Here is an 18688-nt window from a genome sequence, read left to right as displayed (position 1 = left end):
CAGTTTTTATTTTTTAGCAGCATCTGCGGCTTTAGCGTCAGCCGCATCGGCAGGTTTAGCATCCGCTTTCGGCGCTGGTTTGATATCCAGCAGCTCTACGTCGAATACCAGGGTGGAGTTCGCCGGGATACCCGGAACGCCCGTTTTACCGTAGGCCAGCGCCGGTGGGATAACCAGCTTGATCTTGCCGCCTTTCTTAATATTTTTCAGGCCTTCAGTCCAGCCAGGGATAACGCCGTCCAGACGGAAGGAGAGCGGTTCGCCGCGCGTGTAAGAGTTATCAAACTCTTTACCGTCGATCAGCGTACCTTTGTAGTTCACCACAACGGTATCGCTATCTTTCGGCGCCTCGCCTGTGCCTTCTTTCTCTACTTTGTAAAGCAGACCGGTAGAGGAGGTTTTCACGCCTTTCTCTTTAGCAAAAGCGTCGCGGAACGCTTTACCTTTTGCTTCGTTATCGGCAGCGTCTTTTTCCATCTTCGCCTGAGCAGCGCTCTTCACGCGTGCTTCAAACGTCTGCAGCGTTTGCTCAATTTCCTGATCGGACAGTTTGCTCTTATCGGCAAAGGCATCCTGAACGCCGGCAATCAACTGATCTTTATCCAGTTTGATGCCCAACTTTTCCTGCTCTTTAAGCGAATTTTCCATGTAACGACCCAGCGAGGCGCCCAGCGCATAAGCCGCTTTTTGATCGTCGTTTTTAAATGCTGCTTTGCTATCAGCGGTAGCTGCCGGTTTCGCCGCATCAGCAGCAAAAGTGATCGGTGCGTGCATAGCAACGGCCATCGTAGTTGCCAGCAGCGTGGCTTTAAACAGTGATTTCATCCATATCTCCAGGGCCGGGGCATCTCGCCCCATGTTAACTTACGTAAGAAGCGTACTATAAATCGTTGCAGAACAAATCAACATACGAACACGCCCTATTATCACTTCTTTTCAGACTCTTTTTGTTTAAATTAGTTTCGTAGGGCGCGTAATGGTTGCTGTGAAAGCCGGTAAAGTTAAGTAGAATCCGCCGACGGAGACAACATAAAGAGGTACATCATGCAGGATATCACGATGGAAGCTCGTCTGGCTGAACTGGAAAGCCGTCTGGCGTTCCAGGAGATTACCATAGAAGAACTAAACCTGACGGTAACCGCACATGAAATGGAGATGGCGAAGCTGCGCGATCATCTGCGTTTGCTCACGGAAAAGTTAAAAGCCAGTCAGCCGTCAAATATCGCCTCTCAGGCAGAAGAAACGCCGCCGCCGCATTATTGAGACGAAAAAAAAGCGGGGTTAACCCGCTTTTTTTGTGCCCGATGATTTATCGAACCAATGATAATACCCTAAGGATTTCGAGTCACAGCAAGGCGGCAAGCTTGAAAATTCCCCGGGAGCATAGATAACTATGTGACCGGGGTTTGAAAGCGTAGCCAACACCGCGGTGGCTTGAAAGACGACGGGGATTAATGGCAACCGCAGCCGCCTTTACCACCACCGCCGCAGCAGCCTTCGCCGCCGTGCTCGTGACCATGGTCATGACCATGACCGCCACAGCAGCCATCTTCACCGTGATCGTGGTGGTGATCGTGCGCGCCGTGAACATGACCGTGAGCCAGTTCTTCTTCAGTCGCTTCACGAATCGCAACAACTTCTACGTTAAATTTCAGATTCTGGCCCGCCAGCATGTGGTTACCATCAACCACAACGTGATCGTCTTCCACTTCGGTAATCTCTACCGGTACCGGGCCCTGGTCGGTTTCCGCCAGGAAACGCATCCCTACCTGCAGTTCATCAACGCCCATAAAGACGTCTTTAGGCACACGCTGCACCAGATTTTCGTCATACTGACCGTAAGCGTCGTTCGCGCCAACAGCGACATCAAATTTGTCGCCAACTTCATGGCCTTCCAGCGCGGTTTCCAGACCAGAGATCAGGGAGCCGTGACCGTGCAGGTAATCCAGCGGCGCACTCACCGGAGACTCATCAACCAACACACCGTCTTCTGTACGTACCTGATAGGCCAGGCTGACCACCAGGTCTTTTGCTACTTTCATGATATCTCCTGAGCATGGGAAGAATAGTGGCGCAGATTGTAGCGGAATTCTGCAGCCGTGTACCCCTTAGCTTAAAAAAACCTGCGGCATATCGCTAGTCCGGATGAAAAATCCCGATCACTTGCTCTTCTTTGCGAACATGCTCGCGAACGTCTTTATCCGCTTCCCGCATTTGATGCCCGCACTTAACGCATTCAACAATATCGACATTATTTTCACGCCACATCGCCATTGTATCCTGCGCCTGACAGGCCGGACATTTCGCGCCTGCAATAAAACGTTTACGGATTGCCATTGTTTTACCCCTACTCAAATTCATCCCAGCCATCCAACTGGCGCCGTTCCTGTTGCATTTCGCGCTGAAAAATCTCCTCCAGCTCGCGTCGGGCCTCTCTGGCGCGCGAAATCTGTACCATGTCGCTATGCTCCGGGATCAGTTCCCGCAACATTCGCATATCCAGCCGACGAAAATGCAACTGCGCGCGTTGCGCCTGATGCGGATGCATGCCTAACGACACCAGAGTTTTACGTCCCAATTCCAGCGCGCTGGAAAACGTTTCACGGGAAAACTGCGTGACGCCAGCCTGTAATAACTCATGGGCCTCCACACGTCCACGCGCTCGCGCAAGAATATGCAGATGAGGAAAATGCTGCTGACACAGCGCCACCAGCTTCATCGTGTCTTCCGGTTCATTACACGTGATGACTATCGACTCCGCCGCCTCCGCGCCCGCAGAACGCAGCAGCTCGACTTGTGTAGCGTCGCCGTAATACACTTTATAACCATATTTGCGCATCAGATTAACGGCGCCGATATCGCGTTCCAGCACGGTGATACGCATCTTATTCGCCATCAATAAGCGAGCGATCACCTGACCAAAACGGCCAAAGCCGACGACAATCACCTGGGGCTTATCATCCTCAACCCACGGCTTTTCATCATTCTCTTCCGGGCCATTAAGACGGCGCGATAACCACTTATCAATCCCTTTCATCAGTAGCGGCGTGGTCATCATTGATAATGTGACAGTCACCAATAATAACGCCATCTGATCGCCCTGAAACAGGCGCTGAGAAGAGGCGGTAGAAAAGAGCACAAAAGCGAACTCGCCCCCCTGACTCAGCACGCTGGCAAACTGCATCCGTTCAGAACTTCTTATTCCATATAGCCGCGCCAGCAGATACAGCGTCAACATTTTTATGACGACCAGAATAACAACGCTCGCCGCCACCCACAGTAAATGGGTATAAAGTACGCCGAGATTTAGCGACATACCGACGGAGATAAAGAACAGCCCAAGCAGTAAACCTTTAAAGGGATCGATAGCATTTTCCAGCTCATGCCGGTATTCGCTCTCTGCCAGTAAAACGCCGGCAATGAAGGTTCCCAGGGCCATCGACAGTCCCAGCGCATCCATAAATAAGGCGGCGCTCAACACCAGCAACAGCGTCGCGGCAGTGAAGACCTCCCGCACGCCAGACGCAGCAATAAAACGAAATACCGGGCGCAGCAGGTAACGACCGCCAATCAGCATTACCGCGAAAGCCAGTACCTTCATTGCCACTTTAAACCAGTCGAAATGCTCGTCGGCCGATCCCGCCAATAAAGGCACCAACGCCAGTGCGGGGATCACCGCTAAATCCTGAAACAGTAAGACGGAAAACCCTAACTGCCCGGACTCGCTACGATTCATGCCTTTCTCGCGCATCAGTTGTAGCGCCATCGCCGTCGAAGACATCGCCAGGCCTATCCCGCCGACGACCGCCGCCTGCCATAAGAAATCAGCAAGCATCAATAATCCCGCCAGCACCGCCGCGCTTAACAGCACCTGAGCAGCGCCGACGCCGAAGATAGAGCGCCGCAGTTGCCAAAGCCGGGACGGATTGAGTTCGAGACCAATGATAAACATCAGAAACACGACGCCCAGTTCGGAAAAGTGCAGGATCTCGTCAACGTCGCTGATAAATCCCAGCCCCCACGGACCGATGGCGATTCCCGCCAGCAAATACCCTAATACCGCGCCGATGCCCAGCCTGGCGGCTAAAGGCACCGCCGCCACCGCCGCGAAGAGGAACAACACTCCCGCGGTCAATAAATCAGCACCTTCCATCAATAGCCTCCCGCGCTCACAGGATTCGCCAGCCACTCGCCATAGGCTTTCGCATGACTGGCCAGCGTCTGCGGCGACTGGCGGCGCGCCCAGTACACAATAATGGGCGGCATCCAGTGCATCCGGCACATGGCCGCGGTCAGTTCAAAAGGGCGGAGTACATCGCTCATTGGATAGCGGTTTAGCGCGTCATACCGGTAAGCGCTCTCCGGCTCGCCGGTCGTAATCACGCTACGCCAGTACTTTCCCACCAGTTGGTTTCCCCCTGGTCCGCTGGCGAACCCCCGACTCAAAACGCGATCAAGCCATTCTTTCAGTAAAGCCGGACAGCTATAGGTGTAAAGGGGATGCTGAAAAACAATGACGTCGTGCTCACGTAACAGGGCTTGTTCATAGGGCGTGTCGATAAAAAAATCAGGATAGCGCGCATAAAGATCGTGCACGGTTACGTTATTGTGCTGTATGGCCGGTTTAAGCAGTACCCGGTTAGCAACCGAGTCCTGAGATTCCGGATGGGCATACAACAGCAAGACTTTCGCTGGCTGAGACATCAATCCCCCTCCCGGTTGTTTTGGGTCGATACATGCCATTCTTCAGGCCGCTTCTACGTTGACAGCGTTTGTTCAACTCAGAAACGTACTCTATGTCCGCCGCTGGGGATTAATGAGAGATATTCTTGTCCCTCACCAAAGGCGACCTGAATGATTTTGTGTATCGTTGTTGTTTTGAGCTACCATTGCGCTCCAGCGCGGCGGTACGCCCGAATATTACATTATCATAATGATAAATTAACATAGTCTGAACATACGGCGCCTTATGATTGTTTTCTCCTCGTTACAAATTCGTCGCGGCGTGCGCGTCCTACTGGACAATGCCTCGGCTACCATTAATCCAGGCCAGAAAGTCGGCCTGGTGGGTAAAAACGGCTGCGGTAAATCTACCCTGCTGGCATTGCTAAAAAATGAAATCAGCGCCGATGCCGGGAGTTTTACCCTGCCCGGAACCTGGCAATTAGCGTGGGTGAATCAGGAAACACCTGCGTTGCCTCAGCCAGCGATTGAGTATGTCATTGACGGCGACCGTGAATACCGGCATCTGGAGGCGCAGCTTAACGACGCCAACGAACGTAACGACGGGCATGCTATCGCCTCCATACACGGTAAGCTGGACGCCATCGACGCATGGACCGTTCGCTCGCGCGCCGCCAGCCTGTTACACGGCCTCGGCTTCTCTAACGATCAGCTGGAACGTCCGGTCAGCGACTTTTCCGGCGGCTGGCGGATGCGCCTTAATCTGGCCCAGGCGCTGATTTGCCGTTCCGATTTACTGCTGCTCGACGAACCGACCAACCACCTCGATCTGGATGCCGTTATCTGGCTGGAAAAATGGCTGAAGAGCTATCCAGGCACCCTGATTCTGATCTCCCACGATCGCGATTTTCTTGACCCGATAGTGGATAAAATTATCCATATCGAACAGCAGACTCTGTTCGAGTACACCGGTAACTACAGCGCGTTTGAAGTTCAGCGCGCCACGCGCCTGGCGCAGCAGCAGGCGATGTATGAGAGTCAGCAGGAGCGTGTGGCGCATCTGCAAAGCTACATCGACCGTTTCCGCGCCAAAGCGACCAAGGCCAAGCAGGCGCAAAGCCGTATCAAGATGCTGGAGCGTATGGAGTTGATTGCCCCGGCTCATGTCGACAACCCGTTCCATTTCAGCTTCCGCGCGCCGGAAAGCCTGCCGAACCCGCTGCTGAAGATGGAAAAAGTCAGCGCAGGTTATGGCGATCGCATCATTCTGGAATCCATCAAGCTGAACCTGGTGCCCGGCTCGCGTATCGGCCTGCTGGGTCGCAACGGCGCGGGGAAATCGACGCTGATCAAGCTGCTGGCGGGCGAACTGGAACCGTTGCACGGTGAAATCGGCCTCGCCAAAGGCATTAAGCTCGGCTACTTCGCCCAGCACCAACTGGAGTTCCTGCGCGCCGATGAATCCCCGCTGCAACATATGGCGCGTCTGGCGCCGCAGGAACTGGAGCAGAAGCTGCGCGACTATCTCGGCGGCTTCGGTTTCCAGGGCGACAAAGTAACGGAAGAGACGCAACGTTTCTCCGGCGGCGAGAAAGCGCGCCTGGTACTGGCGCTGATCGTCTGGCAGCGTCCAAATCTGCTGCTGCTCGATGAACCGACCAACCACCTGGATCTCGACATGCGTCAGGCGCTCACCGAAGCGCTGATTGATTTCGAAGGCGCATTGGTCGTCGTGTCGCACGACCGCCACCTGATTCGCTCCACCACTGACGACCTCTATCTGGTTCACGACAAAAAGGTCGAACCGTTCGACGGCGACCTGGAGGATTATCAGCAGTGGCTGAGTGACGTGCAGAAACAGGAAAACCAGGCCGACGACGCACCGAAGGAAAACAACGCCAACAGCGCTCAGTCACGCAAAGATCAGAAGCGTCGCGAAGCCGAGCTACGCACTCTGACGCAACCGCTGCGTAAAGAGATTACCCGTCTGGAAAAAGAGATGGAAAAGCTCAACGCCCAACTGGCGCAGGCGGAAGAGAAGCTTGGCGACAGCAGCCTGTATGACCCAAGCCGTAAAGCGGAGATGACCGAGTGTCTGCAACTGCAGGCCAGCGCCAAATCCGGGCTGGAAGAATGTGAAATGGCATGGCTTGAGGCGCAGGAGCAGCTTGAGCAGATGATGCAGAACGACTAAGAGCCTATCCCATTAGGCTATTTTATTCGCCATTTTAGGGCCGGGCAGTGCTCGAAATCCTCACGTACTATGTGTACGCTCCGGTTTCTGCGCGCTGTCCGGCCCCAAACTGGCTTCAACAATTACGCCTACTGGGATAGGCTCTAACGCACGGGGCGGACGATGAACCTGTCAATTACCGATGACATTACCTTCCGCAAGCTCACCATCTTAATGATGCTTGTGGAGAAGGGTAACATCGCCCGCACCGCCGAGGCGCTGCACACGCTGGAAGAGAACGTTCGTGGTCCGCTGTTCGTCCATAAAGGCCTCTTCGGTACTCGTCCCGATATAAAGGTTACCGTTGCGGTCGGCAGCACCGGAACAGAAACCTGCGTTATGTGATTTAGCAGCAAAGGTTGCCGTGATTTATTTTCGTCAGCGCGTCGTTCACGCCAAATAATTCAAACGTCACCTCATCAACGCCAAGATTTTTCAGACGCGCAGTGTGTTTTTTAATATAAGCCTGCGCCGTTTCTTCGGATTCAAACAAGTAAATGCCGCCAGCTTGCTGGTTTTTCTCGCTTTCTGTCCAGATTTTCCAGATGAAGCCCGGCTCCTCATTGATAGACTCCGCCAGCCCGACCAGTTGCTGAGTCATCTCCTCGCCAAAAGGGCCGCTAAAGTTAAAATGGATCTGTAAAAGTGTCTTCGACATGCCTTCTCCTTGGGTCACATAACTATCGTGTTGCCACACTACCACGATTAATTCGGCTGATGCAGAGGTTCACGCGATTTCTGTGGGGTATTGCGCGCGCCTTGCATACCGCCCCCTCTGGTGAAATGAGGCGCAATTTTATTTCGCCAGACGACCAATTGAACGTAAAATCACATATTGACTAATCTGTGAACCTTATGCGCGGTATAGTATTGTTTCCAATTATCAATTGTTCTGGTGCTATGGTTGAGATCACGTCCACAGAAATGACCCCGCCTGTCAATGACTCGCATGAATTTATTCCCATGCGTGGCATTCGTAATCGCCATTTACAAACTATGCTGCCGCGCTTAATCCGCCGCAAAGTGAAGTTCAACGCCCACTGGCAGCGGCTGGAGCTACCGGACGGCGATTTTGTCGATCTGGCATGGAGCGAAGAACCGCAACAGGCAAAGCATAAACCGCGGCTGGTGGTCTTTCACGGTCTGGAAGGCAGCCTGAACAGCCCCTATGCCCACGGGCTGATTGAGGCGGCGCAAAAGCGCGGCTGGCTGGGCGTGGTGATGCACTTTCGCGGCTGTAGCGGCGAGCCCAACCGTCTGAATCGTATTTACCACTCCGGTGAAACGGAGGACGGAGCCTGGTTTTTACGCTGGCTACAGCGGGAGTTCGGCGCCGTTCCGACAGCCGCCGTGGGCTATTCGCTCGGCGGTAATATGCTGGCGTGCCTGCTGGCGAAAGAAGGCCGCGATATTCCCATCGAGGCGGCGGTGATTGTTTCTGCGCCCTTTGTTCTCGAAGCCTGTAGCTACCACATGGACAAAGGGTTTTCCCGCGTCTATCAGCGTTATTTGCTTAATCTGTTAAAAGCGAATGCGTCACGCAAGCTGGCGGCGTATCCCGGGTCGCTGCCGGTGAATCTGGCGCAACTGAAATCAATGCGCCGAATTCGCGAGTTTGACGACCTGATCACCGCGAAAATTCACGGCTTTGCCGACGCCATCGACTACTATCGTCAGTGTAGCGCCATGCCGTTGCTTAACCAGATTGCTAAACCGACGCTGATTATTCACGCTAAAGACGATCCGTTTATGGATCATCATGTGATCCCTAAAGCGGAAGATCTGCCCCCGCAGGTGGAGTATCAGCTAACTGAGCATGGCGGACACGTAGGATTTATCGGCGGTACGCCGCTGCGCCCTGAAATGTGGCTGGAACGCCGAATTCCTGACTGGCTGACAACGTACCTGGAGGCGTCATCATGATCATTCCCTGGCAGGGGCTCGCCCCCGACACGCTGGACAACCTGATCGAAAGCTTTGTGTTGCGCGAAGGCACCGATTATGGTGAACATGAACGTTCGCTTGAACAAAAAGTCGCTGACGTAAAACGCCAACTGCAATCCGGCGAGGCCGTGCTGGTATGGTCTGAATTACATGAAACGGTCAATATTATGCCGAAAAAGCAGTTTCGCGAATAAAGCGCCTTTGCCGACAACACATTATTACTAAAGCTCAATCATGGAGTTGCCATGTCAGCCAAACATCCGGTGATAGCAGTAACAGGGTCAAGCGGCGCGGGGACCACCACCACCAGCCTCGCGTTTCGTAAAATTTTCGCGCAGTTAAATCTGCACGCCGCCGAGGTGGAAGGCGACAGTTTTCATCGTTACACCCGCCCGGAAATGGACATGGCGATCCGCAAAGCGCGTGACGCCGGGCGGCATATCAGCTATTTCGGGCCTGAAGCCAATGACTTCAGCCTACTGGAACATACCTTTATTGAGTACGGGCAGACGGGTAAAGGCCAGTCGCGTAAATATCTGCATACCTATGATGAAGCCGTACCGTGGAATCAGGTTCCCGGCACGTTTACCCCCTGGCAGCCGCTTCCCGAACCGACCGATGTGCTGTTTTATGAAGGACTGCACGGCGGCGTCGTCACCCCGCAACATGATGTCGCGCGTCATGTTGATCTGTTGGTTGGCGTGGTGCCTATCGTCAACCTCGAGTGGATTCAGAAACTAATCCGCGACACCAGCGAGCGCGGACACTCCCGTGAAGCGGTGATGGATTCCGTGGTGCGTTCCATGGACGACTACATCAATTACATTACGCCGCAGTTCTCGCGTACCCATATCAACTTCCAGCGCGTACCGACCGTCGACACGTCCAATCCGTTCGCCGCAAAGGGTATTCCCTCGCTGGATGAGAGTTTTGTGGTGATCCATTTCCGCAATCTGGAAGGGATCGATTTTCCCTGGCTCCTGGCGATGCTCCAGGGCTCGTTCATTTCTCACATTAATACATTAGTGGTGCCGGGCGGCAAAATGGGGCTGGCGATGGAGCTGATTATGTTGCCGCTGGTGCAGCGATTAATGGAAGGCAAAAAAATCGAATAACCGCGGTGAAATGCCCGATGGCGCTACGCTTATCGGGCCTACGAGATAAAAACGGGTAGGCCGGATAAAGCCACGCCGCCATCCGGCATCACATGTTACGCCGCAATCACTTCATACGAATGGGTAATATTGACCGCTTTTTCCAGCATTAGCGCCACCGAGCAATATTTTTCCGCGGAGAGATCGACAGCGCGCGCGACGGCAGCCTCTTTCAGATCGCTGCCGGTAACGATAAAATGCAGATTAATGTGCGTAAACAGGCGCGGCGCGTCTTCCCGGCGCTCGGATGTCAGCTTCACTTCGCAGTTGGTGACATTCTGACGGCCCTTTTGCAGGATTGATACCACATCAATAGCGCTACATCCGCCAGCCGCCATTAATACCATCTCCATCGGACTCGGCGCTTTGTCACCGGAGTTACCATCCATTAAAATCTGGTGGCCGGAGGAGGACTCTCCGAGGAACGTGAGCCCTTCAACCCACTTTACACGCGCTTGCATATTTCGTAACTCCAATGTTTCAATTTTCCTGAAAGATTACGCGCATACAACAAAACTCGCAATGGAAGGCGACCTGGGTCATGCTGAAGCGAGACACCAGGAGACACACGGCGAAAGCTATGCTAAAACAGACAAGATGCTACAGTAATACATTGACGTACTGCATGTATGCAGAGGACATCACATTACAGGCTACAATCTATTTTCGTAGCCCCCTTCCCAGGTAGCGGGAAGTATATTTTTGCAACCCCAGAGACAGTGCCGTTTTCTGGCTCTGGAGACAGCTTATAACAGAGGATAACCGCGCATGGTGCTTGGCAAACCGCAAACAGACCCGACTCTTGAATGGTTCTTGTCTCATTGCCACATTCATAAGTACCCGTCAAAGAGCACGCTGATTCACCAGGGTGAAAAAGCAGAAACGCTGTACTACATCGTTAAAGGCTCCGTGGCAGTGCTGATCAAAGATGAAGAAGGGAAAGAAATGATCCTTTCTTATCTGAATCAGGGTGATTTTATTGGTGAACTGGGCCTGTTTGAAGAAGGCCAGGAACGCAGCGCCTGGGTACGTGCGAAAACCGCATGTGAGGTCGCTGAAATTTCCTACAAAAAATTTCGCCAATTAATCCAGGTCAACCCGGATATTCTGATGCGCCTCTCTTCCCAGATGGCTCGTCGCTTACAAGTCACCTCTGAAAAAGTAGGTAACCTCGCCTTCCTTGACGTCACCGGGCGTATCGCTCAGACGCTGCTGAATCTGGCGAAACAGCCCGATGCCATGACGCACCCGGATGGGATGCAGATCAAAATCACCCGTCAGGAAATCGGCCAGATCGTCGGCTGCTCCCGCGAAACCGTTGGTCGTATTTTGAAAATGCTGGAAGATCAAAACCTGATCTCCGCGCATGGCAAGACCATCGTCGTCTACGGCACCCGTTAATTCCGTCAGAATGGCGCGTTTTATCATGCGCCATTTTTGTTTGCATCGATGTGGCGAAGACTGATTTATCACCCAGAGATTAATTACGCACTACGGCAAACGCTGGTGCTGTGCCTGCCTGTGGCTGTCGGTTTATTGATAGGCCAGCTACACCTGGGCTTGCTTTTCTCTCTCGTTCCCGCCTGCTGCAACATTGCAGGTCTGGATACCCCGCACAAACGTTTTTTTAAACGCCTGATCATCGGCGCGTCGCTGTTCGCCGGATGCAGTCTGGTAACGCAACTTCTGCTGGCGGAATCCATCCCCCTGCCGTTGATCCTGACCGGGCTGACGCTGGTGCTTGGCGTGACGGCGGAAATTAGCCCGCTTCACGCGCGGCTACTGCCAGCGTCGCTGATTGCCGCCATCTTTACCCTGAGCCTTGCGGGATACATGCCCGTCTGGGAGCCGCTGCTCATTTATGCGCTGGGCACGCTATGGTACGGCGTGTTTAACTGGTTTTGGTTCTGGCTATGGCGCGAACAGCCGCTGCGCGAGTCATTGAGTTTGTTATACCGTGAACTGGCCGATTATTGTGAAGCGAAATACAGCCTGCTCACCCAACATATCGATCCGGAAAAAGCGCTGCCTCCCCTGCTGATACGCCAGCAAAAAGCGGTCGATCTCATTACCCAGTGTTACCAACAGATGCATATGCTTTCGGCGCACAACAATAATGATTACAAGCGCCTGTTGCGAGCTTTTCAGGAAGCGATGGATTTGCAGGAGCACATCTCCGTCAGCTTGCATCAGCCGGAAGAGGTACAGAAACTGGTAGAACGCAGCCATGCGGAAGAGGTGATTCGCTGGAATGCGCAAACGGTCGCCGCCCGTCTGCGCGTGCTGGCGGATGACATTCTGTATCATCGTCTGCCTACGCGCTTCTCCATGGAAAAACAGATTGGCGCTCTGGAGAAGATCGCCAATCAGCATCCTGAAAATCCGGTAGGCCAGTTCTGCTATTGGCACTTCAGTCGAATCGCCCGTGTGCTGCGTACTCAGCGGCCGCTGTACGCCCGCGACCTGATGGCCGATAAACAGCGTCGTCTGCCGCTACTTCCGGCGCTGAAAAATTATATGTCTCTAAAATCGCCGGCGCTACGCAACGCCGGACGCATCAGCGTGATGATGAGTATCGCCAGTCTGATGGGCAGCGCGTTGCACCTGCCTAAACCGTACTGGATCCTCATGACGGTGCTGTTTGTCACCCAAAACGGCTATGGCGCGACGCGCGTACGTATTCTGCACCGTTCGATCGGAACGCTGGTCGGCCTGGTGATTGCCGGCGTCACGCTGCACTTACATATTCCCGAAAGCATTACGCTGGCGGTCATGCTGGTACTAACGCTGGCAAGTTATCTGATTATTCGTAAAAACTACGGCTGGGCGACGGTCGGCTTTACGGTGACGGCGGTATACACCATCCAGTTACTGACGTTAAACGGAGAGCAGTTTATTGTGCCGAGGCTGATCGATACGCTGATTGGCTGTTTAATTGCCTTTGGCGGCATGGTCTGGCTGTGGCCGCAATGGCAAAGCGGGCTATTACGTAAAAACGCCCATGATGCGCTGGAAGCCGATCAAGAAGCTATCCGACTGATCCTCAGTAACGATCCGCAGGCCACCCCGCTCGCTTATCAAAGAATGCGGGTCAACCAGGCGCATAACACGTTATTCAACTCGTTAAATCAGGCAATGCAGGAACCCGGATTCAATACCCACTATCTGTCGGATATGAAACTGTGGGTCACGCACAGCCAGTTTATTGTCGAGCATATCAACGCTATGACGACGCTGGCGCGGGAACACACCATGCTGACGCCTGATCTGGCGCAGCGCTATCTGGAATCTTGCGAGATTGCAATTCAGCGCTGCCAGCAGCGCCTGGAGTACGACAGGCCAGGCGGCTCCGGCGATGTCAATATTCTGGAGTCGCCGGACATGCCGTCACATGGCTTATTGAGCACTCTGGAACAACATTTACAGCGCATCATTGGCCATCTGAACACCATGCACACCATTTCGTCGATGGCCTGGCGTCAGCGTCCGCATCACGGTATCTGGCTGAGTAAGCGGCTACGGGATACAAAAGGTTAAGACCGACTGCCGGATGCGCTACGCTTATCCGGCAATCCGCCATCAGGCCACCACCTTCCCTACCGCCTGCGCAAAGCGCTGCATTCCTTCATGGATATCCGCCTCTTCCACCACCAGCGACGGGGCAAAACGCATCACGTCGGCTCCGGCATTGAGCACCATCACGCCAGCCTCCGCGCCTGCGTACAGAAAATCACGCGCCCGACCTTTGTACTTCGGTTTCAGTTCCGCGCCAATCAGCAGCCCCATGCCGCGAATATCGCTGAAAATGTCAAATTGCTCGTCAATCGCCTGCAAATGTTGCACAAACTGTTGCCGCTTAGTGTGAATGCCTTGTAGTACCTCTGGCGTATTAATAATATCGAATGCCGCGCCAGCCACCGCACAGGCCAGCGGATTGCCGCCATAGGTTGAACCATGCGAACCTACATGGAAGGCCGAGGCTATTTCCTGCGTGGTCAGCATGGCGCTCACCGGAAAACCGCCGCCTAACGCTTTGGCGCTGGTGAGGATATCCGGCGTGACGCCGTAGTGCATATAGGCAAACAGGTCTCCGGTGCGCCCCATCCCACACTGCACTTCATCAAACACCAGCAACGCCTGATGCTCGTCACACAGGTCGCGTAACCCTTTGAGGAATTCCGGTGTAGCCGCCTGCACGCCGCCTTCACCCTGAATCGGCTCGACCACCACCGCGCAGGTGTGGTCATCCATTACCGCTTTCACCGCATGAAGATCGTTGAAGGGAACGTGAATAATATCGGCGGGTTTCGGCCCAAAGCCGTCGGAATATTTCGGCTGCCCGCCTACAGAGACGGTAAACAAGGAACGGCCATGAAAAGCGTTATGGAAGGCAATGATTTTCGTTTTGAACGGGCTATGGCGCACGCAGGCATAATGACGCGCCAGTTTAAAAGCGGTTTCGTTCGCTTCAGTGCCGGAATTCATAAACAGCACGCGCTCGGCAAACGTGGCGTCGATCAGTTTACGTCCCAGACGCAACGCCGGTTCATTGGTAAAAACGTTACTGGTATGCCACAAGGTTTCCCCCTGGGATTTCAGCGCCTCGACCAGCGCCGGATGGCAATGGCCCAGCGCAGTCACTGCAATCCCGCCGGCGAAATCGATATACTCTTTGCCCTGCTGATCCCATACGCGGCTGCCTTTACCTTTGACCGGAATAAAGTCCGCCGGTGCATAAACAGGCAGAATCACCTCATCAAAAGTTGCGCGCGTAATAGCCGTTTGTTCAGTTGCCATATCATTACCACCCGGTTAAGCAGAAAATTCAGTGAAATTATACTCATAAAATATGAATAAAAAATCACTCAATGACAACCATTAATCAACGTTGAAGAAAATTTTCCAGTAGCGCGTGTCCCTGTTCGCTAAGAATACTTTCCGGGTGGAACTGCACGCCTTCCAGATCCCACTCGCGGTGGCGAATGCCCATAATCTCCTGCGTTTCGCTCCAGGCGGTGATCTCAAAACACTCAGGCAACGTGGCAGGGTCGACAATCAGCGAGTGGTAACGTGTCACGGTTAACGGGCTGGGCAATCCCCGAAACACGCCCTGTCCATTATGCGTAACAGGTGACGTTTTACCGTGCATCACTTTCGCTGCCCGCACCACCGACGCGCCAAAGGCCTGCGCCATCGCCTGATGACCCAGGCAAACGCCCAGCATCGGAATACGTCCGGCATAATGGCGGATGACCGCCAGTGAAATGCCAGCGTCATTCGGCGTACAGGGGCCAGGAGAGATAACGATTTTTTGCGGGTTCAAAGCGTCAATGTGCGCCAGCGTCAGCGCATCATTGCGCCGAACCTGCACTTCCGCGCCCAGTTCACAAAAATACTGGTAGAGGTTCCAGGTAAAGGAATCATAGTTATCGATAAGCAGGATCATGGCGGCTCCGGGTCAGTAGAACCGCCCTATTTTACTCAGTTTCGCGAGCTTCGCTTATCGCTTTCTGAAAAATCGCCCGCAAAGCGGAGAGATCGCCCATCGCGCCGCTCTGGTTCGCCTGCTTCCATGTTTCAACCGCAATACCTTGCCAACTCAGCGCATAGCCTGCATGTAACGCCAGCTGTTCAAAGAAGATGCGCTGCGCCAGCCCGTTCCCCAAACGAAACGGATGAAGCACGTTAATTTCACAGTAGTAATGCGCCAGCCGCTCGACAAACTTCTCGTGCGCCAGACCAACCAGGTAGCCCTCTTCTTCCAGATCCTGCATCAGAGCGTTGCCCTCTTTTTCGATATAGGCAAAGTGGCAAAAACGGGTATCGCCCTGGTAAATATCGACCTCCCGCAGTTGCCCTGCCCAGTCGAAAATATCCTGATAGAGCTGGCGATGAATTGCGCACAGATGAGGCAAGCCGCGTACCAGCGGCCCCAGTTCAATCGTGGCGGCGCGGAGCGCGGTCATTTCATATGCCGCTTGCGCCAGTCGCTGGGCCTGATGAATCCCCAGCCGATTACGCATCACATTCAGCCCCGGATAGAGGTACGGATCGCGCCCTTCGCCAAATTTATCGCTCATAGTGCCTCCGAAGCTCGTCAAGACGTGCCAGCGCTTCATCGGCGGTCAGGGTTACTAAGGGGATCTCAATACCTTCGAGACGGCGGCTTTGCTGGAAGTTAACGTTGCGCCGCTGTTCCCAAAAGCGTGACTTTTGTTTATCGGTAAGTTTCTTCACCTGGCCTCCCTGAATATGCCTGTGCTTGACCACAAGTATAAGCAGCAATTTCAGGTTACGCTGAGACAGGGAGAAAACGCGGGCGGCTCGCACCCGCGCAGGCATGTTTTATGGCAGGACTTTCGCGGAAAGGATAACGACTGGTTTTGTCGGCACATTCTGATAAGGCCCGACATCGTGCGTCGGTACCTGTGAGATTTTATCGGCGACATCCATACCTTTTACCACTTTACCAAATACCGCATAGCCAAAGTCGCGCTGGCCGTGGTCGAGAAAAGCGTTATCCGCGACGTTAATAAAGAACTGGCTGGTGGCGCTGTCTTTATCTGCGGTGCGCGCCATCGCGATCGTGCCGCGAGTATTACGCAGACCGTTGTCGGCTTCATTCTTAATAGGCGGATTCGGTTTCTTCTGCTGCATCTGCTCGTTAAAACCACCACCCTGAATCATAAAGCCAGGAATAACGCGGTGAAACGTAGTGTTGTTATAGAAACCACTGTTGACGTAATCGACAAAGTTTTTCACAGAAACCGGCGCTTTCTGGCTGTTCAGCTCCAGCTCAATATTCCCGGCGGAGGTGGTTAACAGCACATGAGGATCACCTTTTGCTGCCAACGCTACGGGAGAAAGAGCAGAAAGAGCGAAAACAGCTGCGACAGCCGCCAGAGTCGATTTGAGCATGAGATTTCCTTAAAGAGAGCAGAAATAAAGCAAGTGGAATGATTCTAAAGAGCCTTCCTGGGCCAGGCCAGCCCTTTACCTAATTTTACGTACATGAAACAAATGTAACGTTACGACGCAACGCCTTGTCCTTGCAATATGATGTGACAAACATCACATTAAAAAATGCAATGAACATTACTATCACTAATAATTATTTAAATGCATCACAAAAGCGCCTAAAATCTGCCCGCTTAACGCGCCCTCCACGCGCTTCACTTCTCTTCAAGGCCAGACATGACTAACAGCAACCGCATCAAGCTCACATGGATCAGCTTTCTTTCCTACGCCCTGACCGGGGCGCTGGTGATTGTCACCGGGATGGTGATGGGAAATATCGCAGACTATTTTCAGCTGCCCGTTTCCAGTATGAGTAACACCTTTACTTTTCTGAACGCCGGGATTTTGATCTCGATCTTCCTCAACGCGTGGCTGATGGAAATCGTCCCGCTGAAAACACAGCTACGCTTTGGTTTTATCCTGATGGTGCTGGCGGTGGCCGGGCTGATGTTCAGCCATAGCCTGGCGTTGTTCTCAGCTGCGATGTTTGTGCTGGGGCTGGTCAGCGGGATCACCATGTCGATTGGCACCTTCCTGATTACGCAACTGTATGAAGGGCGTCAGCGCGGTTCCCGACTGCTGTTTACCGACTCCTTCTTCAGCATGGCGGGGATGATTTTTCCTATGGTCGCCGCCTTCCTGCTGGCGCGTAGTATTGAGTGGTACTGGGTCTACGCCTGCATCGGCCTGGTCTACCTGGCGATTTTCATCCTGACCTTCGGCTGTGAATTTCCGGCGCTGGGTAAACATGCGCAGCACTCTCAGGCGCCTGTCGTCAAAGAAAAATGGGGCATTGGCGTACTGTTTCTGGCCATCGCCGCGCTGTGCTATATCCTCGGTCAATTAGGCTTTATCTCCTGGGTGCCGGAATACGCCAAAGGCCTCGGCATGAGCCTGAATGACGCCGGGGCGCTGGTGAGTGATTTCTGGATGTCCTATATGTTTGGCATGTGGGCGTTCAGCTTTATCCTGCGCTTTTTCGATCTGCAACGCATTCTGACCGTACTGGCGGGTATGGCGGCGGTACTGATGTATCTGTTTATTACCGGCACGCAGGCGCATATGCCGTGGTTTATTCTGACGCTGGGCTTCTTCTCCAGCGCCATTTATACCTCCATCATTACGCTGGGATCGCAGCAAACGAAAGTGGCCTCGCCTAAGCTGGTTAACTTTATTCTGACCTGCGGCACTATCGGAACGATGCTGACCTTCGTCGTCACCGGCCCGATTGTGGCGCACAGCGGTCCACAGGCGGCGTTACTCACCGCGAATGGTCTGTATGCGGTGGTCTTTGTGATGTGCTTTGCGCTCGGCTTTGTATCCCGTCATCGTCAGCATAGCGTGCCGGCTACGCATTGATAATCATTGCCGGATGGCGACGCGATGCGTCTTATCCGGCCTACAGCGTAAGCTGTTGGTAGGCCGGATAAGGCGACGTCGCCCTCCGGCACTCTATCCCCCCCTGACGAGGTAGGCCTGTTGGTCTAAAAACCCCTCATTTTGTATGTTATTTGTACAAACCTGAAAAGCCTGACAATTCCGCCACTTATAAAAATCCAGACAAATCAGCCATATACCCATTAAGAGGTATATAAAGGTGAATTTGATTTACATCAATAAGCGGGGTTGCTGAATCGTTAAGGTAGGCGGTAATAGA

At 53.5% G+C, this 18688-nt stretch carries 21 protein-coding genes; 9 read left to right on the top strand and 12 right to left on the bottom strand.

The genetic code is table 11. The features are described 5' to 3' along the window. Positions 1 to 6 precede the first annotated feature (6 nt). Positions 7 to 825 carry an FKBP-type peptidyl-prolyl cis-trans isomerase gene (gene fkpA, locus ACLJNW_RS17955; protein ID WP_000838222.1) on the bottom strand — a complete coding sequence of 273 codons (819 nt, stop codon included), beginning with the start codon at positions 823 to 825 and terminating at the stop codon, positions 7 to 9. A gap of 219 nt (positions 826 to 1044) precedes the next feature. On the opposite strand from fkpA, the gene ACLJNW_RS17950 reads away from it, so the two are divergent. Next, entirely contained in the window at positions 1045 to 1263 is a 219-nt protein-coding gene (locus ACLJNW_RS17950; RefSeq protein ID WP_001152701.1) for a protein SlyX, read from the top strand. 188 nt (positions 1264 to 1451) lie between these two features. On the opposite strand, the gene slyD is transcribed toward ACLJNW_RS17950, so the two are convergent. From slyD to kefG, 4 genes are all read right to left on the bottom strand, one after another. Further along, complete coding sequence (slyD, locus tag ACLJNW_RS17945) at positions 1452 to 2042, bottom strand: peptidylprolyl isomerase (protein WP_000861341.1); 591 nt, start codon at positions 2040 to 2042, stop codon at positions 1452 to 1454. Positions 2043 to 2136: 94 nt separating this feature from the next. Further along, positions 2137 to 2337 (bottom strand): YheV family putative zinc ribbon protein, encoded by a 201-nt coding sequence (locus tag ACLJNW_RS17940; protein WP_001007735.1) that lies wholly within the window; start codon positions 2335 to 2337, stop codon positions 2137 to 2139. A gap of 10 nt (positions 2338 to 2347) precedes the next feature. Continuing rightward, positions 2348 to 4153 carry a glutathione-regulated potassium-efflux system protein KefB gene (gene kefB, locus ACLJNW_RS17935; RefSeq protein WP_000398133.1) on the bottom strand — a complete coding sequence of 602 codons (1806 nt, stop codon included), beginning with the start codon at positions 4151 to 4153 and terminating at the stop codon, positions 2348 to 2350. Beyond that, positions 4153 to 4704, bottom strand: a complete 552-nt coding sequence (gene kefG / locus ACLJNW_RS17930; protein WP_000081820.1) for a glutathione-regulated potassium-efflux system ancillary protein KefG — start codon at positions 4702 to 4704, stop codon at positions 4153 to 4155. Before kefG ends, kefB begins: the two co-directional genes overlap by 1 nt. A 265-nt stretch (positions 4705 to 4969) precedes the next feature. On the opposite strand from kefG, the gene ACLJNW_RS17925 reads away from it, so the two are divergent. Together ACLJNW_RS17925 and ACLJNW_RS17920 are read left to right on the top strand one after the other, a co-directional pair. Beyond that, the gene (locus ACLJNW_RS17925; protein ID WP_000634756.1) at positions 4970 to 6877 is read left to right on the top strand and encodes an ABC transporter ATP-binding protein; all 1908 of its coding nucleotides are present in this window, start codon (positions 4970 to 4972) and stop codon (positions 6875 to 6877) included. Between the two features lie 162 nt (positions 6878 to 7039). Beyond that, the gene (locus ACLJNW_RS17920; RefSeq protein ID WP_023204108.1) at positions 7040 to 7261 is read left to right on the top strand and encodes a LysR family transcriptional regulator; all 222 of its coding nucleotides are present in this window, start codon (positions 7040 to 7042) and stop codon (positions 7259 to 7261) included. A 1-nt stretch (position 7262) separates the two neighbouring features. Here ACLJNW_RS17920 and ACLJNW_RS17915 read toward each other — a convergent pair whose 3' ends face one another. Next, positions 7263 to 7574: a monooxygenase gene (locus tag ACLJNW_RS17915; RefSeq protein ID WP_023204109.1), complete on the bottom strand. Its 312-nt coding sequence runs from the start codon at positions 7572 to 7574 to the stop codon at positions 7263 to 7265. Positions 7575 to 7771: 197 nt separating this feature from the next. On the opposite strand from ACLJNW_RS17915, the gene ACLJNW_RS17910 reads away from it, so the two are divergent. The 3 genes from ACLJNW_RS17910 to ACLJNW_RS17900 are packed head-to-tail and all read left to right on the top strand — an operon-like array spanning position 7772 to position 9975. Further along, positions 7772 to 8839 (top strand): hydrolase, encoded by a 1068-nt coding sequence (locus ACLJNW_RS17910; protein WP_001214115.1) that lies wholly within the window; start codon positions 7772 to 7774, stop codon positions 8837 to 8839. After that, the gene (locus ACLJNW_RS17905; RefSeq protein ID WP_000586568.1) at positions 8836 to 9054 is read left to right on the top strand and encodes a YheU family protein; all 219 of its coding nucleotides are present in this window, start codon (positions 8836 to 8838) and stop codon (positions 9052 to 9054) included. Before ACLJNW_RS17910 ends, ACLJNW_RS17905 begins: the two co-directional genes overlap by 4 nt. A gap of 51 nt (positions 9055 to 9105) precedes the next feature. Continuing rightward, a complete protein-coding gene (locus ACLJNW_RS17900) occupies positions 9106 to 9975 on the top strand; it encodes a phosphoribulokinase (RefSeq protein ID WP_001274690.1) in 870 nt (289 codons plus the stop codon). 95 nt (positions 9976 to 10070) lie between these two features. On the opposite strand, the gene ACLJNW_RS17895 is transcribed toward ACLJNW_RS17900, so the two are convergent. Further along, positions 10071 to 10475 (bottom strand): OsmC family protein, encoded by a 405-nt coding sequence (locus tag ACLJNW_RS17895; RefSeq protein WP_001148919.1) that lies wholly within the window; start codon positions 10473 to 10475, stop codon positions 10071 to 10073. 307 nt (positions 10476 to 10782) lie between these two features. Between ACLJNW_RS17895 and crp the strand changes: the two genes are divergently transcribed. Continuing rightward, positions 10783 to 11415: a cAMP-activated global transcriptional regulator CRP gene (gene crp / locus ACLJNW_RS17890; protein ID WP_000242758.1), complete on the top strand. Its 633-nt coding sequence runs from the start codon at positions 10783 to 10785 to the stop codon at positions 11413 to 11415. 48 nt (positions 11416 to 11463) lie between these two features. Next, entirely contained in the window at positions 11464 to 13551 is a 2088-nt protein-coding gene (locus ACLJNW_RS17885; protein WP_024154542.1) for a YccS/YhfK family putative transporter, read from the top strand. 42 nt (positions 13552 to 13593) lie between these two features. Here ACLJNW_RS17885 and ACLJNW_RS17880 read toward each other — a convergent pair whose 3' ends face one another. The 5 genes from ACLJNW_RS17880 to ppiA all read right to left on the bottom strand — a co-directional run bounded on the left by ACLJNW_RS17880 (position 13594) and on the right by ppiA (position 16932). Further along, complete coding sequence (locus tag ACLJNW_RS17880) at positions 13594 to 14811, bottom strand: aspartate aminotransferase family protein (protein ID WP_000190023.1); 1218 nt, start codon at positions 14809 to 14811, stop codon at positions 13594 to 13596. An 85-nt stretch (positions 14812 to 14896) separates the two neighbouring features. Further along, complete coding sequence (gene pabA / locus ACLJNW_RS17875; RefSeq protein WP_000601878.1) at positions 14897 to 15460, bottom strand: aminodeoxychorismate synthase component 2; 564 nt, start codon at positions 15458 to 15460, stop codon at positions 14897 to 14899. Positions 15461 to 15491: 31 nt separating this feature from the next. Then, complete coding sequence (locus tag ACLJNW_RS17870) at positions 15492 to 16094, bottom strand: putative adenosine monophosphate-protein transferase Fic (RefSeq protein WP_024154543.1); 603 nt, start codon at positions 16092 to 16094, stop codon at positions 15492 to 15494. Further along, on the bottom strand, positions 16084 to 16251 hold the full coding sequence (locus tag ACLJNW_RS17865) for a YhfG family protein (RefSeq protein ID WP_001519136.1): 168 nt from the start codon (positions 16249 to 16251) through the stop codon (positions 16084 to 16086). Before ACLJNW_RS17865 ends, ACLJNW_RS17870 begins: the two co-directional genes overlap by 11 nt. A gap of 108 nt (positions 16252 to 16359) precedes the next feature. After that, entirely contained in the window at positions 16360 to 16932 is a 573-nt protein-coding gene (gene ppiA, locus ACLJNW_RS17860) for a peptidylprolyl isomerase A (protein WP_000920482.1), read from the bottom strand. A 276-nt stretch (positions 16933 to 17208) separates the two neighbouring features. On the opposite strand from ppiA, the gene tsgA reads away from it, so the two are divergent. Beyond that, positions 17209 to 18390, top strand: coding sequence for an MFS transporter TsgA (gene tsgA, locus ACLJNW_RS17855; RefSeq protein WP_023204111.1), 1182 nt, complete (start codon positions 17209 to 17211; stop codon positions 18388 to 18390). Positions 18391 to 18688: the final 298 nt, after the last annotated feature.

It is taken from the genome of Salmonella sp. SAL4457, from assembly GCF_046548235.1.
GTDB classification, from domain to species: domain Bacteria; phylum Pseudomonadota; class Gammaproteobacteria; order Enterobacterales; family Enterobacteriaceae; genus Salmonella; species Salmonella enterica.
The sequence above is the reverse complement of the archived record's forward strand: the minus strand, read 5'-3'. Positions and strand labels throughout refer to the sequence as shown.